The organism is Streptomyces sp. GQ60 (assembly GCF_059758875.1).
The window spans coordinates 510,511-528,509 of the sequence record NZ_JCAXEG010000003.1 but is presented as its reverse complement, the minus strand read 5'-3'; the positions used below and the strand labels follow the sequence as shown (position 1 = coordinate 528,509).

13 protein-coding genes are annotated in these 17,999 nt (G+C 73.2%); 6 read left to right on the top strand and 7 right to left on the bottom strand.

All coding sequences use genetic code 11. The annotated features are described in order from the left end of the window. Nucleotides 1–278 precede the first annotated feature (278 nt). Entirely contained in the window at nucleotides 279–3,266 is a 2,988-nt protein-coding gene (locus AC6CKD_RS11010; protein ID WP_498326813.1) for a bifunctional [glutamine synthetase] adenylyltransferase/[glutamine synthetase]-adenylyl-L-tyrosine phosphorylase, read from the top strand. 170 nt (nucleotides 3,267–3,436) lie between these two features. On the opposite strand, the gene abc-f is transcribed toward AC6CKD_RS11010, so the two are convergent. Both abc-f and AC6CKD_RS11000 read right to left on the bottom strand, forming a co-directional pair. After that, complete coding sequence (gene abc-f, locus AC6CKD_RS11005; RefSeq protein WP_498326812.1) at nucleotides 3,437–5,101, bottom strand: ribosomal protection-like ABC-F family protein; 1,665 nt, start codon at nucleotides 5,099–5,101, stop codon at nucleotides 3,437–3,439. Nucleotides 5,102–5,308: 207 nt separating this feature from the next. After that, entirely contained in the window at nucleotides 5,309–6,184 is an 876-nt protein-coding gene (locus tag AC6CKD_RS11000) for an NAD(P)H-binding protein (RefSeq protein ID WP_498326811.1), read from the bottom strand. 108 nt (nucleotides 6,185–6,292) lie between these two features. On the opposite strand from AC6CKD_RS11000, the gene AC6CKD_RS10995 reads away from it, so the two are divergent. Beyond that, nucleotides 6,293–6,694 (top strand): winged helix-turn-helix transcriptional regulator, encoded by a 402-nt coding sequence (locus tag AC6CKD_RS10995; protein ID WP_498326809.1) that lies wholly within the window; start codon nucleotides 6,293–6,295, stop codon nucleotides 6,692–6,694. 7 nt (nucleotides 6,695–6,701) lie between these two features. Here the strand turns inward: AC6CKD_RS10995 and AC6CKD_RS10990 are convergent, their stop codons facing one another. Both AC6CKD_RS10990 and AC6CKD_RS10985 read right to left on the bottom strand, forming a co-directional pair. Then, entirely contained in the window at nucleotides 6,702–7,442 is a 741-nt protein-coding gene (locus AC6CKD_RS10990; protein WP_498326960.1) for a PP2C family protein-serine/threonine phosphatase, read from the bottom strand. A 188-nt stretch (nucleotides 7,443–7,630) separates the two neighbouring features. Further along, nucleotides 7,631–8,269, bottom strand: a complete 639-nt coding sequence (locus tag AC6CKD_RS10985; protein ID WP_498326808.1) for a TetR/AcrR family transcriptional regulator C-terminal domain-containing protein — start codon at nucleotides 8,267–8,269, stop codon at nucleotides 7,631–7,633. Between the two features lie 120 nt (nucleotides 8,270–8,389). Between AC6CKD_RS10985 and AC6CKD_RS10980 the strand changes: the two genes are divergently transcribed. Next, complete coding sequence (locus tag AC6CKD_RS10980) at nucleotides 8,390–9,958, top strand: APC family permease (protein WP_498326807.1); 1,569 nt, start codon at nucleotides 8,390–8,392, stop codon at nucleotides 9,956–9,958. A 106-nt stretch (nucleotides 9,959–10,064) separates the two neighbouring features. Next, nucleotides 10,065–11,666: an amidohydrolase gene (locus tag AC6CKD_RS10975; RefSeq protein WP_498326806.1), complete on the top strand. Its 1,602-nt coding sequence runs from the start codon at nucleotides 10,065–10,067 to the stop codon at nucleotides 11,664–11,666. Between the two features lie 19 nt (nucleotides 11,667–11,685). Here AC6CKD_RS10975 and AC6CKD_RS10970 read toward each other — a convergent pair whose 3' ends face one another. The 3 genes from AC6CKD_RS10970 to AC6CKD_RS10960 all read right to left on the bottom strand — a co-directional run bounded on the left by AC6CKD_RS10970 (nucleotide 11,686) and on the right by AC6CKD_RS10960 (nucleotide 15,407). Then, nucleotides 11,686–12,591 (bottom strand): phosphatase PAP2 family protein, encoded by a 906-nt coding sequence (locus AC6CKD_RS10970; protein ID WP_498326804.1) that lies wholly within the window; start codon nucleotides 12,589–12,591, stop codon nucleotides 11,686–11,688. Between the two features lie 126 nt (nucleotides 12,592–12,717). Then, a complete protein-coding gene (locus AC6CKD_RS10965; protein ID WP_498326802.1) occupies nucleotides 12,718–13,758 on the bottom strand; it encodes a LacI family DNA-binding transcriptional regulator in 1,041 nt (346 codons plus the stop codon). Between the two features lie 26 nt (nucleotides 13,759–13,784). After that, nucleotides 13,785–15,407 (bottom strand): glycoside hydrolase family 13 protein, encoded by a 1,623-nt coding sequence (locus tag AC6CKD_RS10960; RefSeq protein ID WP_498326801.1) that lies wholly within the window; start codon nucleotides 15,405–15,407, stop codon nucleotides 13,785–13,787. 220 nt (nucleotides 15,408–15,627) lie between these two features. On the opposite strand from AC6CKD_RS10960, the gene AC6CKD_RS10955 reads away from it, so the two are divergent. Together AC6CKD_RS10955 and AC6CKD_RS10950 are read left to right on the top strand one after the other, a co-directional pair. Then, complete coding sequence (locus AC6CKD_RS10955) at nucleotides 15,628–16,902, top strand: extracellular solute-binding protein (protein WP_498326800.1); 1,275 nt, start codon at nucleotides 15,628–15,630, stop codon at nucleotides 16,900–16,902. 6 nt (nucleotides 16,903–16,908) lie between these two features. After that, nucleotides 16,909–17,967 (top strand): carbohydrate ABC transporter permease, encoded by a 1,059-nt coding sequence (locus AC6CKD_RS10950; protein WP_498326799.1) that lies wholly within the window; start codon nucleotides 16,909–16,911, stop codon nucleotides 17,965–17,967. The last annotated feature ends 32 nt before the right edge of the window (nucleotides 17,968–17,999 follow it).

The window sequence follows — 17,999 nt, the reverse complement described above, 5'->3', positions numbered from 1 at the left end:
CCGCGATCGGCAGCGCCGGAGCCGTCGGTTCCGGCGGCCGGGCTGCCGTGCCGGTCGACGGGGAGCGAACCCCGTCCCGGCGCAGGTCCGCACATAGCCCGACAAGCCGTCCCACCCTGCGCGCGGTGAGTCGAACGCCTGCTCCGGCTAGGCTCTCCCCGGGCGGACGCACGGATCCTGCCGACGGCGACACCCGCCGAAGGCGGCACCCCGCGCAACCGCCCGGCCAGGGCAGAGGCAGCGGCAAGGGCAGGCCGACGTACGCGGGAGGCGGCGGGATGACAGTCCCGGGACGCAGGAGCAGTACCTTCAGCCGGCTGCTGCGCAGCGGGTTCACCGACCCCTCGGCCGCCGCCCGGCTGCTCGACACCGACGCGCTGGCCGCCGTACGCACCGATCCGGTGCTCCTCGACGCCCTCGGCGCCACCGCCGATCCCGACCTCGCGCTCCTCGGGCTCGTCCGGATCGCCGAGGCGCAGGCCCCCGAGGATCTGCCCGTCCTCCTCGACACCCTCGTCAGCGCCAAACCCCTGCGCGACCGCCTCCTCGGCGTACTCGGCGCCTCCGAGGCCCTCGGCGACCACCTCGCCCGCCACCCGCGGGACTGGCAGGCCCTCGTCACCTACGAGGCGGCCGATCTGCACCCCGGCCTGCGCGAGTTCGAGAACGGACTGGCCGGCGCGGCCGACCCCGTCACCCTGCGCGTCGCCTACCGCCGCTGCCTGCTCTCCATCGCCGCCCGCGACGTCTGCGGGACCATAGACGTAGCCCAGACCGCCGCCGAGCTCGCCGACCTGGCCACCGCCACGCTCCGCGCGGCCCTGCGCATCGCGACCGCCGCCGCGCCCGAGGACGCGGCCGTCTGCCGGCTCGCCGTCATCGCCATGGGCAAGTGCGGCGGCAACGAGCTGAACTACGTCTCCGACGTAGACGTCATCTTCGTCGGCGACGCGGCCCCCGGAGCGGACGAGGGCAAGGCCGTCCAGGCCGCCACCCGCCTCGCCGCCCACCTCATGCGGATCTGCTCCGAGACCACCGTCGAGGGCACCATCTGGCCCGTCGACGCCAACCTCCGCCCCGAGGGCAGAAACGGTCCGCTCGTCCGCACCCTCGCCTCCCACCTCGCCTACTACCAGCGCTGGGCCAAGACCTGGGAGTTCCAGGCCCTGCTCAAGGCCCGCGCCGTCGCGGGCGACGAGGCGCTCGGCGCCGAGTACATCGCCGCCATAACTCCCCTCGTCTGGCAGGCCGCCGAGCGCGAGAACTTCGTCTCCGACGTCCAGAAGATGCGCCGCCGGGTCGTCGACAACATCCCCGCCGCGCAGGTCGAGCGCGAGCTGAAGCTCGGCCCGGGGGGCTTGCGCGACGTCGAGTTCGCCGTCCAGCTCCTCCAGCTCGTGCACGGCCGCTCCGACGCCACCCTGCACTCCGGCACCACCCTCGACGCGCTCCAGGCCCTCGCCGCCGGCGGCTACGTCGGGCGCGCCGACGCTGCCCAACTGCACGACGCGTACCGCTTCCTGCGGGCCATGGAGCACCGCATCCAGCTCTACCGGCTGCGCCGCACCCACCTCGTCCCCGAGGACGAGGCGGACCTGCGGCGCCTGGGCCGCTCGCTGGGCCTGCGCACCGAACCCGTCGCCGAACTCAACAAGGCCTGGCGCCGGCACGCCTCGGTCGTCCGCCGCCTGCACGAGAAGATCTTCTACCGGCCGCTCCTCGACGCCGTGGCCCAGCTCGCCCCCGGCGAGACCCGGCTCTCCCCGCGCGCCGCCGGCCAGCGCCTCGAAGCCCTCGGGTACGCCGACCCGGCCGCCGCCCTGCGCCACCTCGAAGCCCTCGCCTCCGGAGTCACCCGCGCCGCCGCCATCCAGCGCACCCTGCTGCCCGTGCTCCTCGGCTGGTTCGCCGACTCCGCCGACCCGGACGCGGGCCTGCTGAACTTCCGCAAGGTCTCCGACGCCCTCGGCAAGACCCCCTGGTACCTGCGCCTCCTGCGCGACGAGGGGGCCGCCGCGGAGAACCTCGCCCGGGTGCTCTCCGCCGGACGCCTCGCCCCCGACCTCCTCATGCGCGCCCCCGAGGCGGTGGCCCTGCTGGGCGACCCCGAAGGCCTGGTTCCCCGTACCCACGAGGCCCTGGAACAGGAGGTGCTCGCGGCCGTCGGCCGCGCCGAGAACCCGGAAGCCGCCGTCGCCGCCGTCCGCGGAGTCCGCCGCCGCGAGCTGTTCCGCACCACCGCCGCCGACATCATCGGCTCCTACGGCACGGAGGACAGCCCGGCCGAGGAGGACCACGGGGCCCTGGTCGACCGGGTCGGCCGCGCCGTCTCCGAGCTCACCGCCGCCACCGTCGCCGGAGCCCTGCGCGCCGCCGTCCAGGGCCAGTGGGGCAACACCCTGCCCACCCGCTTCGCGGTCATCGGCGTGGGCCGCTTCGGCGGCCACGAGCTCGGCTACGGCTCCGACGCCGACGTCCTCTTCGTCCACGAGCCGCGCGAGGGCGTCGACGAGCAGGTGGCCGCCAAGGCCGCCCACAACGTCATCGCCGAGATGCGCAGGCTCCTCCAGCTCCCCACCGCGGACCCGCCGCTGCTCATCGACGCGGACCTGCGCCCCGAAGGCCGCTCCGGCCCCCTGGTCCGCACCCTGCCCTCCTACGCCGCCTACTACCGCCGCTGGTCCCTGACCTGGGAGTCCCAGGCCCTGCTGCGCGCCGAACCGGTGGCCGGCGACCTCGAGCTCGGCCGCCGCTTCATCGACCTGGTCGACCCGCTGCGCTACCCGATGGAAGGCCTCGGGGAGGACGCCGTCCGCGAGATCCGGCGCCTGAAGGCCCGGATGGAATCCGAACGCCTGCCCAGGGGCGCCGACCCCACCCTGCACACCAAACTCGGCCGCGGCGGCCTCAGCGACGTCGAGTGGACCGTCCAGCTGATCCAGATGCGGCACGCCTGGGCGGAACCGGGCCTGCGCACCACCCGCACCCGCGAGGCCCTGGCCGCCGCCCACGCGGCCGGCCTGATCCCGACCGAGGAGGCGCAGATCCTGGACGAGGCCTGGGTCCTGGCCACCCGGGTGCGCAACGCCGTGATGCTGGTCCGCGGCCGCGCGGGCGACACCTTCCCCTCGGACGCCCGCGAACTGGCGGCGGTCGGCCGCTACCTCGGCTACCAGGAGGGCCGCGTCGGCGAGATGCTGGACGACTACCGCCGCATCACCCGGCGCGCGCGGGGCGTGGTGGACGAGCTGTTCTACGGGGGGTAGTACGGGGGTAGTACGCCGTCGCGACGCCCGGGCAACCCCTCACTCGGTACGCCGAGCCGTGACATCCACCCGGCCGCAGGCACCTACGCGTGGAAGGGCCCGTGGGGGCGGCGGTGGCGGCCCCCACGGCGCGGGGTCCCGGTGCCCCGATCTCCGCCCGGGCGGGCGGCTCATCGCTGCGGCGCCCCGTCCCGCAGCTCCAGCCGGTCGCCGGCGAACGCGGCGCGGAAGCGGGGGTCGTGGGAGACGGCGACCACCGCTCCCGGATAGCCGGCGAGTGCCTGCTCGACCTCCTCCACCAGCGCGAGGGACACGTGGTTGGTCGGCTCGTCCAGGACGAGGACATCGGCGGGCCGGGTCACCAGGCGGGCCAGTTCGAGGCGCCGCCGCTGCCCGGCGGACAGGGCCGCGACCGGTACCGGCAGGTCCTCCTCGCGGAACAGGCCGAGCGTCAGCAGTTCCTCCGCGTGCTCCTCGGGCGGCCCGGGCAGTCCCGCCGCGAACGCGGAGAGCAGCGGGAGCCGGACGGGGGAGTGGGGCAACTCCTGTGCCAGGTAGCCGAGGCGTACGTGCTCCGCGCGGCGGACCGTGCCCGTGTCCGGGGCCAGATCGCCGGCCAGGACCCGCAGCAGGGTGGTCTTCCCGGCCCCGTTCGGCCCCGACACCAGCAGCCGCTGCCCCGGCCGCACGCTCAGGGCGGGGAGGCGGAGCCGGTCGCCGACCCGGATCCCGGAGAGTTCGAGCAGCGGCCCCTCGGGGGCGGCGCCGTCCCGCTCGGGAGCAGCGATCCCGGCGCCGAAGCGCAGCGGCACCGGCGGCGGCGCCACCGGCTCGGCGCACAGCCGTTGGAGGTGCCGGCGGGCGGCCCTGACCTGCCCGGACAGCTTGGCCTCGGAGGAGCGGCGGTGCTTGCCGAAGCCCTGGCCGGGGTCCTTTCCGGTGCGGTCGAGCCGCTGGCCCGCCGCCGCGACCAGGCCCTCGGTGCGTGCCATGTCCTCCCGCCACTCCGCGTACCGCTGCGCCCAACGGCCGCGCGCGGCGGCCTTCGCCGCGAGGTACCCCGCCCAGCCGTCCCCGTACCGCACGACCGTGCGCAGGTCCCGGTCGACCTCCAGGACCGTGCTGGTGATCCGTTCCAGGAAGTCCCGGTCGTGCGTGACGACGACGAGCGTGCCCCGGTGGGCGAGCAGCCGCTCCGCGAGCCAGTCGACGGCCCGACGGTCCAGGTGGTTGGTGGGCTCGTCCAGGAGCAGGAGTTCGGGCGCGGCGGCCAGGACGCAGGCCAGCGCGAGCCGGCAGGCCTCGCCGCCGGAGAGCGAGCCGATGGTGCGGTCCCGGGTGAGGTGGGCGAGGCCGAGCGCGTGCAGCGCGGCGTCGGTGCGGGCGTCGGCCTCGTAGCCGCCGCGCTCCTCGTAGGCGGTCAGGAGTTCGCCGTACGCGTGGAGGGCCGCGGGATCCGGTTCGCCGCCGGAGCCGAGGGCGTTCTCGGCATCGTGGATGCGGGCAGCCAGCTCCCGCAGGTCGGCGAGGGCGAGGTCGACGGCGTCCTGGACGGTCCGTCCGGGCGCGAGGTCGAGGGTCTGGGCGAGGTGTCCGGTGCCGCCGGGGAAGGCGGTGGTGACCTCGCCGCCGTCCGGCTCCTCGGCCCCGGCGAGCAGCCGGAGCAGCGTGGACTTGCCGGAGCCGTTCTCGCCGATGACGGCGGCCTTCTCACCGGGCCGTACGGTCAGCGAGACCTGGTCGAGCACGACCCGGTCGCCGTAGGCCTTGGTGACGTCGGACAGCGCGAGCTGGGAGCGCTGGGACTGCTGGTGCTTCTGGGCGCGCGAGCGCATGGGGGATCCCCTCGGGGTACTCGGTCTTCTTCCTTCTCCTTCTGGGTGCGGGCAGCGCGGACACGCGGCGCAGGGGCAAGGCCCTCACGCCGCGTCCGCGCCGCTGATCAGCGGAAGAAGTAGTACGAGTACGAACCCATGGGCCCAGGTTACTGCGAGGCGAGTCGTTTCGTCTCGCGGATTTCGGCTCGCTGCGGGCCGAGGCCTTCAGCTCGCGCTGCGGGCCGAGGCCACGGCCTCCGCGACCGTCCGCGCCATCGGCGTCGTGGGGCGGCCGATCAGCCGGGCGAGGTCGCCGGAGGTGCCGGCCAGGCGGCCGCGCTCGATGGCGAGGTCCACGTCGACGAGGGTCTCGGCGAACCGCGCCGGGACTCCCGCGCCGGTGAGGACCGCGTGGTGGGCCTCCGGGGTCACGGCGTTGTACGCGATCACCCGCCCGGCGGCCTCCGCCACCGCCGCCGCGTACTCCGCGAAGGACCACGCCACGTCGCCGCTCAGCTCGTACGCCCGGCCGAGGTGGCCCTCGCCGGTCAGCACGGCCGCGGCCGCCTCCGCGTAGTCGGCCCGTGCCGCCGAGGCGACCCGGCCCTCGCCCGCGTTGGAGAGGACCGCCCCGTGGGCGAGCACCGGTGCCAGGTTGGCGGTGTGGTTCTCGGTGTACCAGCCGTTGCGCAGGAGGGTGTACGGCAGACCGGAGGCGAGGATCAGCTCTTCGGTAGCCCGGTGCTCGGCGGCGAGGTCGAAGTCCGCTTCGGGTCCGCCCAGGATGCCGGTGTACGCGAACTGCGCCACTCCGGCCGCCTTCGCCGCGTCGATCGCGGCGGAGTGCTGGGCCACTCGCTGTCCGACCTCGCTGCCGGAGATCATCAGGACGCGGTCGCCGGACCGGAAGGCCCCGGCGAGGGTTTCGGGCGCGTTGTAGTCGGCGACGCGCAGTTCGACGCCCAGCGCGGCGAGCGGGGCGGCCTTCTCCTTGTCGCGGACGACGGCGGCGATCTCCCCGGCGGGGATCCCCTGGGCGAGCAGCTCGTCGATGACGAGACGGCCGAGGGCTCCGGTGGCTCCGGTGACGACGATGCTCATGACGGGTTCACTCCTGATCTGGGCCTTGCTCCCGTTTCCGGGCTTTGCACTCACCGTATGGTGGGCGCTAACGAAACGGCAGTACCCACTTTGAAGTAAGGTACTGGCATGGGAGTAAGTGAGCAGTGGACCCCGGCCGAGGCCATGTGCCCCCACCGGCTCGTTCTGGAGCACGTCACCAGCCGCTGGGGCGTCCTCGTGCTGGACGCCCTCCTCGACCGCTCGTACCGGTTCAGCGAACTGCGCAGGGAGATCGCGGCGGTCGCCAAGGTCAGCGAGAAGATGCTGACCCAGACCCTCCAGACGCTGGAGCGCGACGGCTTCGTGCACCGCGACGCCAAGCCCGTCATCCCGCCCCGCGTCGACTACTCGCTCACCCCGCTGGGCCGCGAGGCCGCCGAGCGGGTCCGCGCCCTCGCCCACTGGACCGGCGTCCGCATGGACGACGTGCAGCGGGCGCGCGAGGCGTACGACGAGGCGAAGCGCCAGGCCGCGGCGTACCTGAACTAGCGGCTCCTCATGCGCCGATGCGGACCAGCGCGAGCGTGATGTTGTCCGGGCCTCCGGCCTCGGTGGCGGCCCTCCAGAGCTCGAAGGCGGCCTTGCCGTCGTCGTGCACCCGCAGCAATTCGTCGATGGCCTCGTCGGGCACCGGGTCGGTCAGTCCGTCGCTGCACACCAGGTAGCGGTCGCCCGTGGACAGCGGGAACGTCGCCACGTGGGGGGTGAGGACGTGCTCCGCGCGGGTTCCGCCGAGGGTCTGCGTCACGGCCGTCGTGGTGCGCTGCCCCGGCTCCGGCGGCGGGCTGTCGTCCACGCTGACCTGGCGCAGCCCGTCCGGGGCCACCCGGTACACCTTGCTGTCGCCCACGTTGAACGACAGCAGCGACTCCTTCATGACCAGGGTGCCGGCGATCGTGGTCCCCATGGCGGTCAGCTCCGGACGGCCCGCGGTGGCGGAGTGCACCGCCCGGTTGCAGAGGTTCAGCGCGTCCGCGACCGCCTCGACGCCGTCCAGCGTCGGGCCGAGCAGGGCGAGTTCCCGTACGACCAGCTCGCTGGCGACCTCCCCGGCAGGCTGCCCGCCGAGCCCGTCGGCGACCGCGACGACGAGCGGTTTGCCGAGGGGGAACAGCAGCGTCTGCGGGCTCCGGGTCGTGGTCCCGCACAACGTCCACGGCCCGACGACGAGGCTGTCCTCGTTCTGCTCGCGGACCAGCCCGACATGACTCAGGGCGGTCACGGCTATGTACGCCACCACGACGTCCCGCCTCTCCACGACGGCAGACGCGTTGCTATCCGGTCGCCACCATTGTCGCGCCGCTCGGCTCGCGGCGCCTGGCCTGCCACCGTCCGGCGGACGACCGGCGGACGACCGGCGGACCGCCGCAAGGTCGCAGACCTCCGTCTACGCGACCCACGGCGGCACCCCGCTGCCGTAGCGGGCTAGGCAGACCCCGACCGCCCTGCCCCCTCCCGCTCCGCCCCGCCCCGCAGCCCCCGCGCGTACGCCAGGAACGCCGTCAGGCCCACCTCGAAGGCGGCCTCCGCGCGGCCCGCGCCCTGGGCGGCCAGGGCCCTGGCGAGCAGGGGGGTGCGGGGGGTCGGCTCCCACATGGCGTCCGGGGCGGCGAGGTCCAGGGCCGAGCCCAGGACCAGGTTCTCCAGGCCCGTGAGCAGTGGCATCACCTGCTCCGCGGCGAAGCCGGCCCGCAGCAGCAGGGCCACGGCCCGTTCGTACTGGGCGAGCACCGCGGGCGCCCGTACCGGGGTCGTCATCAGCAGCGGGATGGCCCGCGGATAGGCGGCGAAGGCGGCCCGGTACGAGCGGGCCCAGGCCTCCAGCGCCCGGTCCCAGGGCTCCGGCGAGTCCAGCGTGCCGCCGTCGATCCCGGCGCACACCCGCTCGCGGATCAGCTCGATCACCCCGGCCCGGCCGTCCACGTGGTGATACAGCGACCCGGTCTGCACCCCGAGGGCGCGGGCGATCTGCGGCACGCTGAACTCGCCCTGCTCTGCGAGCAGTTGCAGACCCGTAGCGCCGATCCGCTCCCGGTCGAGCAGTGGGGTGCGTGGCCGCGCCATCGTATTTCTCCCGCCGTCAGGTCTTCCCGTACGCCAAAACCGGAGGCTACATTGCCGCAAACCGAAAGCCTTTAGGTTCTCGGCTCCCGCCGCCTGCCGTTCGCAGAAGGGTGCTCCCGCATGCCCGAAACGCCGAAGCCGCCGAAGCGACCGAAGCCGCCGAGAACCACCGGTACCGAGCTGCGCCGCGGCGCGCTCGGTACCGCCGACATCTCCTTCTTCGTCGTCTCCGCCGCCGCCCCCCTCACCGTCATGGCCGGCGTCGCCCCCGTGGCGATCCTCCTCGGCGGCGTCGGAGCCCCCGCCGGCTACCTCCTCGCCGGCCTCACCCTCGCGGTCTTCGCCGTCGGCTTCACCACCATGAGCCGCCACGTCCGCAGCGGCGGCGCCTTCTACGCCTACATCGCCCGCGGCCTCGGCAAGCGCGTGGGCATCGGCGCCGCCCTGCTCGCCCTCATCGGCTACAACGGCATGGAGATCGGCGTCTACGGACTCCTCGGCACCACCACAGCCGACACCGGGCGGGCCCTCGCCGGCCTCGACATCCCCTGGCTGCCCGTCTCCCTCGCCGGCCTCCTCCTCGTCTGGTACGGCGGCTTCCGCTCCATCGACTTCGGCGCCAAACTGCTCGGCGTCCTGCTCGTGGCCGAGACCGGGATCCTCGTCCTGCTCGCGGGCGGCGTGCTCATCGAGGGCGGCGCCCACGGCCTCTCCCTCGGATCCTTCGCCCCCGGCGCGGTGCTCGTCCCCGGCACCGCCGCCGTCCTGGCCTTCGCCTTCGCCGCGTTCACCGGCTTCGAGTCCACCGTCATCTACCGCCGCGAGGCCCGCGACCCCGACCGGACCATCCCGCGCGCCACCTACATCGCCGTCGCCTTCCTCGGCCTCTTCTACGCCTTCGTCGTCTGGACCGTCATCCAGGCCTTCGGATCCGAGGAAGTCCTCGCCGCGGCCGCCGAGGACCCCGCCGGCCTCTTCTTCACCGCCATCACCACCTACGTGGGCCCCTGGGCGGCCGACCTGATGCACGTCTTCATCGTCACCAGCGTCATCGCCTCCCTCCTCGCCTTCCACAACGCCATCAACCGGTACGCGCTCGCCCTCGCCGAGGAAGGCGTCCTGCCCGCCGCCCTCGGCAGGATCCACCCGCGCCACGGCTCCCCGTACGTCGCGGGCGCGGCGCAGACCGCCCTCGGCGCCGTCATCGTCCTCGGCTTCGCCCTCGCCGGGGCAGACCCGTACCAGCAGCTCCTGCTCTGGGTGAACACCCCCGGCATGATCGGCCTCATGGCCCTGATGCTGCTCGCCGCCATTGCCGTACCCGTCTACTTCCGCCGCGTCCGGCACGCGGAGGGGCCCTGGCGGACCCTGATCGCGCCCGTCGCCGCCGCCGTGCTGCTGGCCGTCGCGATCTGCCTGGTCGTCTCCAAGGTGGCCCTCTTCACGATGGCCTCCCCCACCGTGAACACCCTCCTCGTGGCACTCGTCCCCGCCGTCTTCCTCGCCGGGCTCGCCCTCGCCCAGCGCCTGAAGACCCGCCGCCCCGAGGTCTACGCCCGATTCGCGGAGGAGCCGGCCGGGGCAGCGGCGCCCGCGGCCCCCGTAGCACCCGCAGCGCACGGGGACTCCGCGGCGCCCGTAGCGTCGGCACAGGCCGCGTGGCCCGCACGGCCCGATGGCCCGCAGTAGCCGCAGCACCCGTAGAACCCGCAGCACCCGTAGAACCCGCAGCACCCGTAGAACCCGCAGCACCCGTAGAGCCCGACCAGCCCAACCGTCCCCAAGGAGCAGAGCCGTGCCCGCTGCCGACACCGTCCTCACCGGAGCCCGCGTCCGCACCCTCGACCCCGCCCGCCCCGAGGCCCGCGCGGTGGCCGTCCTCGGCGGCGAGATCGTCGCCGTCGGGGACGAGGCCGACGTCCGCGACTGGCGCGGCCCCGGCACCGAGACCGTCGACCTCGGCGGCGCCACCCTCACCCCCGGCCTCACCGACGCCCACAGCCACCCCGTCTGGGGGATCGAGATGGCGACCGGCACCGACCTCTCCGCCGTCCGCGACCTCGACCAGCTCCGCGCCGCCCTGCGCACCGCCGACCGGGGACCCGGCGGCTGGGTCACCGGCTTCGGCCTCGACCACAACGCCTTCGGCGGCCGCCCCGTCGACAAGGCCCTGATCGAGGAGGCCCTCGCCGGAGCCCCCGCGTTCCTGCGCCTCTACGACGGCCACTCCGCCCTCGCCTCCGGCGCGGCCCTGGCCGCCGCCGGGATCACCGGCCCGCGCACCTTCGCCCAGCGCTCCGAGATCGTCTGCGACCCCGACGGGCGGCCCACCGGCCACCTCGTCGAGCACGCCGCGATGGCCCTGGTCGGCTCGCTCGCGCCGAAGCCCACGTACACCGAGCGCCGGCAACGCCTCACCCGGCTCCTCGGCGACATGGCCGCCACCGGCCTGACCGGCGCCCACGTCATGGACCTCGGCGACGGGGACGTACCCGCGCTGCTCGCGACCGCCGAGTACGAGGGCGACCTGCCGCTGCGGCTGAACCTCTCACCCTGGTGCATGCCGGGAGCCACCGGCGAGGACCTGGACGAGCTGATCGAGCTCCAGCGGCTCAGGGGCCGCCACTGGAAGGTCGGCGGGGTGAAGTTCTTCATGGACGGCACCGTCGAGGGCGGTACCGCCTGGCTGGAGCACGCCGACTGCCACGGTCGGGGCACCGAAGCCTTCTGGCCCGACCCGCGGGCCTACGCCGAGGCGGTACGGGTCCTCGACGCGGCCGGGGTGCGCACCGCGACCCACGCCATCGGCGACGCCGCCGTCCGGCACGTCCTGGACACCGTGGAGTCACTGGGCCCGCGCGGCCGGATGCGGCACCGGATCGAGCACATCGAGACGGTCCCGGACGGCCAGCTGAAGCGGTTCGCGGACCTGGGGGTGATCGCCTCGATGCAGCCGCCGCACACCGCGTACACCAGGGCCGACCACAGCGACGAGTGGTCCAGGCGGCTGGGGGAGGAGCGGGCCGGCCGCGCCTGGCGCTGCCGGGACCTGCGCGAGGCCGGCGCGGTGCTCGCCCTCGGCTCGGACTGGCCCATCGCCCACTACGACGCCCGCCAGGTCCTGGCCACCGCCCGCGACCCGCGCGGCGCGGCCTCGGCCGGTACGGGGGCCTGGACCGGGGCGGCCCTGAGCGGGCTGATGGCGTTGGAGGGCATGACCTCGCACGCCGCGCTGGCGGCGGGGGAGGGAGCGGTGGCGGGCCGGATCGCGGCCGGCTTCCGGGCGGACCTGACCGCCTTCGGCCTGGACCCGGTGGACGCCGCGGCGGACGAGCTGGCCGGGGCGCCGGTCCGGCTCACCATGTCGGGAGGCCGGATCACCCACAGAGAGGGGTGAGCGGGTGGACGGGCCGGGCTCAGCGCTGGAAGCGGGCCAGCGCCGGATGGTTCAGGAGGGCCGCCGCCACCGGGTGGCGGCCGGTCTCCTCGGGCCGGCGCGGCAGCCGGTGCGGGAGGGATCCGTACCAGGAGCGGGAGACGGCGTAGCCGAAGGCCAGGCAGAGCATGCCGCCGACGGCGTCGAGCCAGAAGTGGTTGGCGGTGGACACGATCACGACCAGTGTCGCCGTCGGGTAGAGCAGGCCCAGGATCCGTGCCCAGGGGGCGGAGGCGACCGCGAAGATCGTCAGCCCGCACCAGAGCGACCACCCTATGTGCATCGAGGGCATGGCCGCGTACTGGTTCGACATGTGCTTGAGGTTGCCCGAGGCCATGGAGCCCCAGGTGTGGTGGACCAGCACGGTGTCGATGAAGTTCTGCCCGTTCATGAGCCGGGGCGGCGCGAGCGGGTAGAAGTAGTAGCCGACCAGGGCCACGCCCGTGGTGGCGAAGAGGACGAGCCGGGTGGCCGCGTAACGCCCGGGATGAAAACGGTAGATCCAGACCAGCACGCCGATGGTCATGACGAAGTGGAGCGTGGCGTAGTAATAGTTCATGCTCACCACGAGCCAGGTCACCGAATTGACGGCGTGGTTGACCTTCTCCTCCACGGCGATGCCGAGCGCCTGCTCCGCCTTCCAGATCCAGTCGGCGTTCGCGAGCGCGGCCGCCTTCTGCTCCGGCACGGCGTTGCGGATCAGCGAGTACGTCCAGTAGCTGACCGCGATCAGCAGGACCTCGAACCAGATCCGGGGCCGCCGGGGGGCACGCATCCTGGAGAGCAGGGCACGCTCGGACGACTCCGGACGGTGCTGCTCCTCGGTCACGGGGGGTGACGAGACGTCCGTCCGGGTATCCAGTGTCTTCACGCTCGCTTCACCCATAGGAAAAGAGTCTGCCAGACGCGGACTCGCCTTCGATCATCCCCCGGGACGGTCTTGGCCGCAGCCCCTCCGCCTCCCGGACGACCCGATCCCTTGTGTCCCTAGGGGAAGGTACGGAGTCGCGCCTCAGGGGCGCGCGGCGGCCCGGCCCTGCTGCGGGCCCGAAGCGGTCGAGCCGCGGACCACGAGCTCGGGGAGGAACACGAACTCGCTGTGCGGGGCCGGCGTACCGCCGATCTCCTCCAGCAGGGTCCTTACCGCGGCCTGGCCCATCGCCTGCACGGGCTGGCGGATGGTGGTCAGCGGCGGATCCGTGAACGCTATGAGCGGGGAGTCGTCGAAGCCGACCACCGACACGTCCTGCGGGACCTTCAGCCCCTGCTGCCGGGCCGCCCGGATCGCGCCGAGCGCCATCATGTCGCTCGCGCACACCACCGCCGTGCAGCCGCGCGAGATCAGCGCGGCCGCGGCGGCCTGGCCGCCCTCCAGCGTGTAGAGGGAGTGCTGGATCAGCTCCTCGACCTCCTCCTCGCCGAGTCCGAGCCGCTCCTTCATGCCCAGCCGGAAGCCCTCGATCTTGCGGAGCACCGGCACGAACCGCTTGGGCCCGACGGCCAGCCCGATCCGGGTGTGCCCGAGTGCGGTCAGGTGGGTCACGGCGAGCTGCATCGCGGCCCGGTCGTCGGGGGAGACGAAGGGGGCCTGCACCTTGTCGGAGAAGCCGTTGATGAGGACGTACGGGACGCCCTGGCCGCGGAGTTGGTCGTAGCGGCCCATGTCGGCCGTGGTGTCCGCGTGCAGCCCGGAGACGAAGATGATCCCGGACACCCCGCGCTCGACGAGCATCTCCACGAGCTCGTCCTCGGTGGACCCGCCGGGCGTCTGCGTGGCCAGCACCGGGGTGTACCCCTGCCGGGTCAGAGCCTGGCCGATGACCTGGGCGAGCGCCGGGAAGATGGGGTTGTCGAGCTCGGGGGTTATCAGGCCGACGAGTCCCGCGCTGCGCTGGCGCAGTCGTACGGGGCGTTCGTAGCCGAGCACGTCGAGGGCGGCCAGTACGGATTCACGGGTGCCTGCGGCCACACCGGGCTTGCCGTTGAGCACGCGGCTGACTGTGGCTTCGCTGACCCCCGCCTGGGCTGCGATGTCGGCTAGCCGTGCGGTCACGGGATTGGACTGTACCGGTCGGACGTTCACCATGACCACCACGTGCACGAATCCGGGGGAAGCCGGACGGTGCGGCCGTCCGTATCCACCGGGGCGCTGGACAGGACGGGGCGTCCGGGCGAGGGAAGTTCGAGCGGGACCGGCCGGGTGTTGAGCGTGCACGCGAAGCCGGGGCGGGTGAAGAGCAGCACCCCCTCGGGCGAGGGGAGCCACTGCATCCCGCCCCCCGCGGCCCCCGCCTCCGGCGCCCCGAGGCCCGGCATCGCGCGGCGCAGTTCCAGGGCGGCGCGGTAGAGCTCCAGGGTGGAGTGGGGGTCGCCGGTCTGCGCGGCGACGCTGAGCCCGCCCCAGCCGGCCGGCTGCGGGAGCCAGCTCCCGGCCGGCCCGAAGTCGTACGGGGGCTCCTCGCCGGACCAGGGGATCGGCACCCGGCAACCGTCGCGCAGCCCGTCCTGCCCGGCGCTCCGGGCGAAGGCCGGGTCCTGGCGGGCGGCGTCCGGGAGCTCGGTCACCTCGGGCAGGCCGAGCTCCTCGCCCTGGTAGACGTACGCGGACCCGGGCAGGGCCAGCATCAGCAGCGCGGCCGCCCGCGCCCGGGCCAGGCTGCCGTAGCGGGTGCGGTGCCGTACGACGTCGTGGTTGGACAGCACCCAGGTGGTCGGCGCGCCCACCGAGGCGGTGGCGGCAAGGGACTCGTCGATGACGGTCCGCAGCGCGGTGGTGTCCCACGGGCAGTTCAGGAAGCGGAAGTTGAAGGCCTGGTGCATTTCGTCGGGGCGGACGTACAGGGCGAGCCGCTCGGAGGTGGGCGCCCAGGCCTCGGCGACCCCGATGCGCGGGACCTCGTAGGAGTCGAGCAGCCTCCGCCAGGAGCGGTGGATCTCGTGGACGCCGTCCTGGTCGAAGAAGGGGAGCGGCTCGGTGCCGATGAGGGTGGCCTGCGCGCAGCGGCCGATGTCCGGCAGGCCCGGGGCCTTGACCATGCCGTGGGCCACGTCCACCCGGAACCCGTCGACGCCGAGGTCGAGCCAGAAGCGCAGGACGGCGGAGAACTCCTCGGCGACCTCCGGGTTCTCCCAGTTCAGGTCGGGCTGCTCGGGGGCGAAGAGGTGCAGGTACCAGGCGCCGTCGTGGGTCCGGCTCCAGGCGGGTCCGCCGAAGACCGACTCCCAGTCGTTGGGCGGGAGCTCCCCGGAGGGTCCCCGGCCGGGGTGGAAGTGGTAGCGCGCCCGGGCCCCCGGCTCCCCGGCCAGCGCCGCGCGGAACCAGGCGTGCTCCTCGGAGGTGTGGTTCGGGACCACGTCCACGATGACCCGCAGCCCCAGCGCGTGCGCGGCGCGGATGAGGTCGTCGGCGTCGGAGAGGTCCCCGAAGCGCGGGTCGACGGCCCGGTAGTCGGCGACGTCGTAGCCGCCGTCCGCCTGCGGGGAGACGTAGAAGGGCGTCAGCCACACCGCGTCGACCCCGAGCCGGGCCAGGTGGGGGAGGTGCTCGCGGACCCCGCGCAGGTCCCCGATCCCGTCGCCGTCACTGTCCGCGAAGGAGCGCACGTACACCTGGTAGATGACGGCATCGCGCCACCAGCCGCCGCTCGCGGTGGCGTTGCTGGAAGCGCTTGCAAGCCGGGAGGCGGTCAACTCGTGGGTCATATCGGGTCAACGCGTGTACGCACCGCCTGGTTGCGGGCCCGGAGACTCGAAGAGGGTTCGAACTAACAGCAAGCTGCGGCAACCGTACGGACACACGGATGTAACGATCACCGCTTCTTGCAGAAAATTGCCGCAAGGTCTTTCGGTCGGCTTTCAGGCTTGTTACGTTCTCGGCAACTCGGGACCGCGAGGCGCGGCCGGGATCATCGAAGGAGTTCATATGCGGCGTGGCATAGCGGCCACCGCGCTGGTCGCGGCTCTGGCGCTCGCGGCGACGGCTTGCGGCGGTGACACCAAGGACGGCAGCGGCGGCGCCAAGGCCGACGGGGAGCTCTCCGGCACGGTCACGTGGTGGGACACCTCGAACGACGCCGAGAAGGCGTCCTTCCAGAAGCTCGCCGAGGCGTTCACGGCCAAGCACCCCAAGGTGACGGTCAAGTACGTCAACGTCCCGTACGGCGACGCGCAGAACAAGGTCAAGAACGCCTTCAGCAGCGGCTCCGAGGCCCCCGACGTGATCCGCGCCGACGTGGGCTGGGTCGCCGACTTCGCCTCCCTCGGCTACCTCGCCGAGGTCCCGGCCGAGACGGCCAAGAAGATCGACGCCGAGTTCCTGCCCCAGGCCGCGGCCAGCGGCAAGTACGAGGGCAAGACCTACGGTGTCCCGCAGGTCATCGACACGATGGGCCTCTTCTACAACAAGAAGATGCTCGCCGACGCCGGCGTCCAGCCCCCCACGACCCTGGAGGAGCTGAAGACCGCCGCGGCCGCCATCAAGGCCAAGACCGGCAAGGCCGGCCTCTACCTGCGCGGCGACGACTCCTACTGGTTCCTCCCCCTCATCTACGGAGAGGGCGGCGACCTCGTCGACGCGAAGACCAAGACGGTCACCGTCGACAACGCGGCGGGCGTCAAGGCCTTCAAGGCCGCCCGCGACCTGGTCACCTCGGGTGCGGCGATCACCAACGCCACCGACGGCTGGACCAACATGCAGACCGCCTTCAAGACGGGCGAGGCCGCGATGATGATCAACGGCCCCTGGGCCGTGGCCGACACCTACGCGGGCGACCAGTTCAAGGACAAGGCCAACCTCGGCATCGCCGCGGTCCCGGCCGGCTCCGTCAAGGCGGGCGCCCCGCAGGGCGGCCACGACCTCGCCGTCTACGCGGGCTCCAAGAACATCGCCGCCGCGAACGCCTTCGTGGACTACATGACCTCGCAGGAGGTGCAGGTCCAGTCCGCCAAGGAGCTGAGCCTGCTCCCGACCCGGACCGCCGCCTACGAGCAGCCCGACGTCAAGTCCAACGAGATGGTCACCTTCTTCAAGCCGGCCGTGGACAAGGCCGTCGAGCGCGCCTGGATCCCGGAGAACGGCGCCCTCTTCGAGCCGCTCAAGGTCGAATACACCAAGGCGGTCACCGGGGCGTCGAGCCCGGAGGACGCGGCCAAGGCGGCCGGCGTCGAATTCCGCAAGATCCTCAAGGGCTGGAAGTAACGAACCATGGCTGCTCACACCAGCCAGTCGGTGGCGAAGGCCGCGGGCAGCGAGACCGGTCCTGACGCCGGTCCCGCCGCCCGCGGCCGGAGCCGCAGGACTGACAGCAGGGCCGGCGGCAAGGCCGGAGGGGGCAACCGCCCCGGGCTGAAGCGGGCCCTGGCCACCCACTGGTACGCCTGGGCCATGATCACCCCCGTGGTGCTCGTGCTCGGCGTGATCATCGGCTGGCCGCTCGTCCGCGGCGTCTACCTGTCGCTGACCGACGCCACCGAGCGCAACGTCGGCCGCACCATCGGCGCCAACCACATCGAGGCCACGTACCAGTTCATCGGCCTCGACAACTACGCCGACGTCCTCGCCGACCCGGTGTTCCTGCAGCGGCTGGTGTGGACGGTGGTGTGGACCGTCGCCTGCGTGTCGGTCACCTTCGCGCTCGGCCTCGGCCTCGCCACCGTGCTCAACCGCGAGTTCAAGGGCCGCGCCGCCTACCGGATGGCGCTCATCCTGCCCTGGGCCGTCCCCGGATTCGTCTCCGTCTTCGCCTGGCGGTTCCTGTTCAACCGCGACAACGGCATCCTCAACAAGATCCTCGAAGGCGGCGGCATCTCCGCCGTCCCGTGGCTCGACGACCCGACCTGGGCCAAGATCGCGGTCATCGCCGTCAACGTCTGGCTCGGCGTCCCCTTCATGATGGTCGCCCTGCTCGGCGGCATGCAGTCGATCCCCGGCGAGCTCTACGAGGCGGCCGAGATGGACGGGGCGAGCCCGTGGCAGCGGTTCCGCCACATCACCCTTCCCGGCCTGCGCACGGTGAGCATGACGGTGATCCTGCTCTCCACCATCTGGACCTTCAACATGTTCCCGGTGATCTTCCTGCTCACCCGGGGCGGCCCCGGCGACTCCACGGAGATCCTGGTGACCCAGGCCTTCCGCGAGGCGTTCGTGACGAGCCCGCGCGACTTCGCGGTCTCGGCGACCTGGGGCGTACTGATCCTCCTGCTGCTCACGATGTTCGCGCTGGTCTACCGGCGCTCGCTGCGCAAGCAGGGAGAGGTGTGGTGACCGTGACGACCAACTCCGCGAGTTCCGCGAGT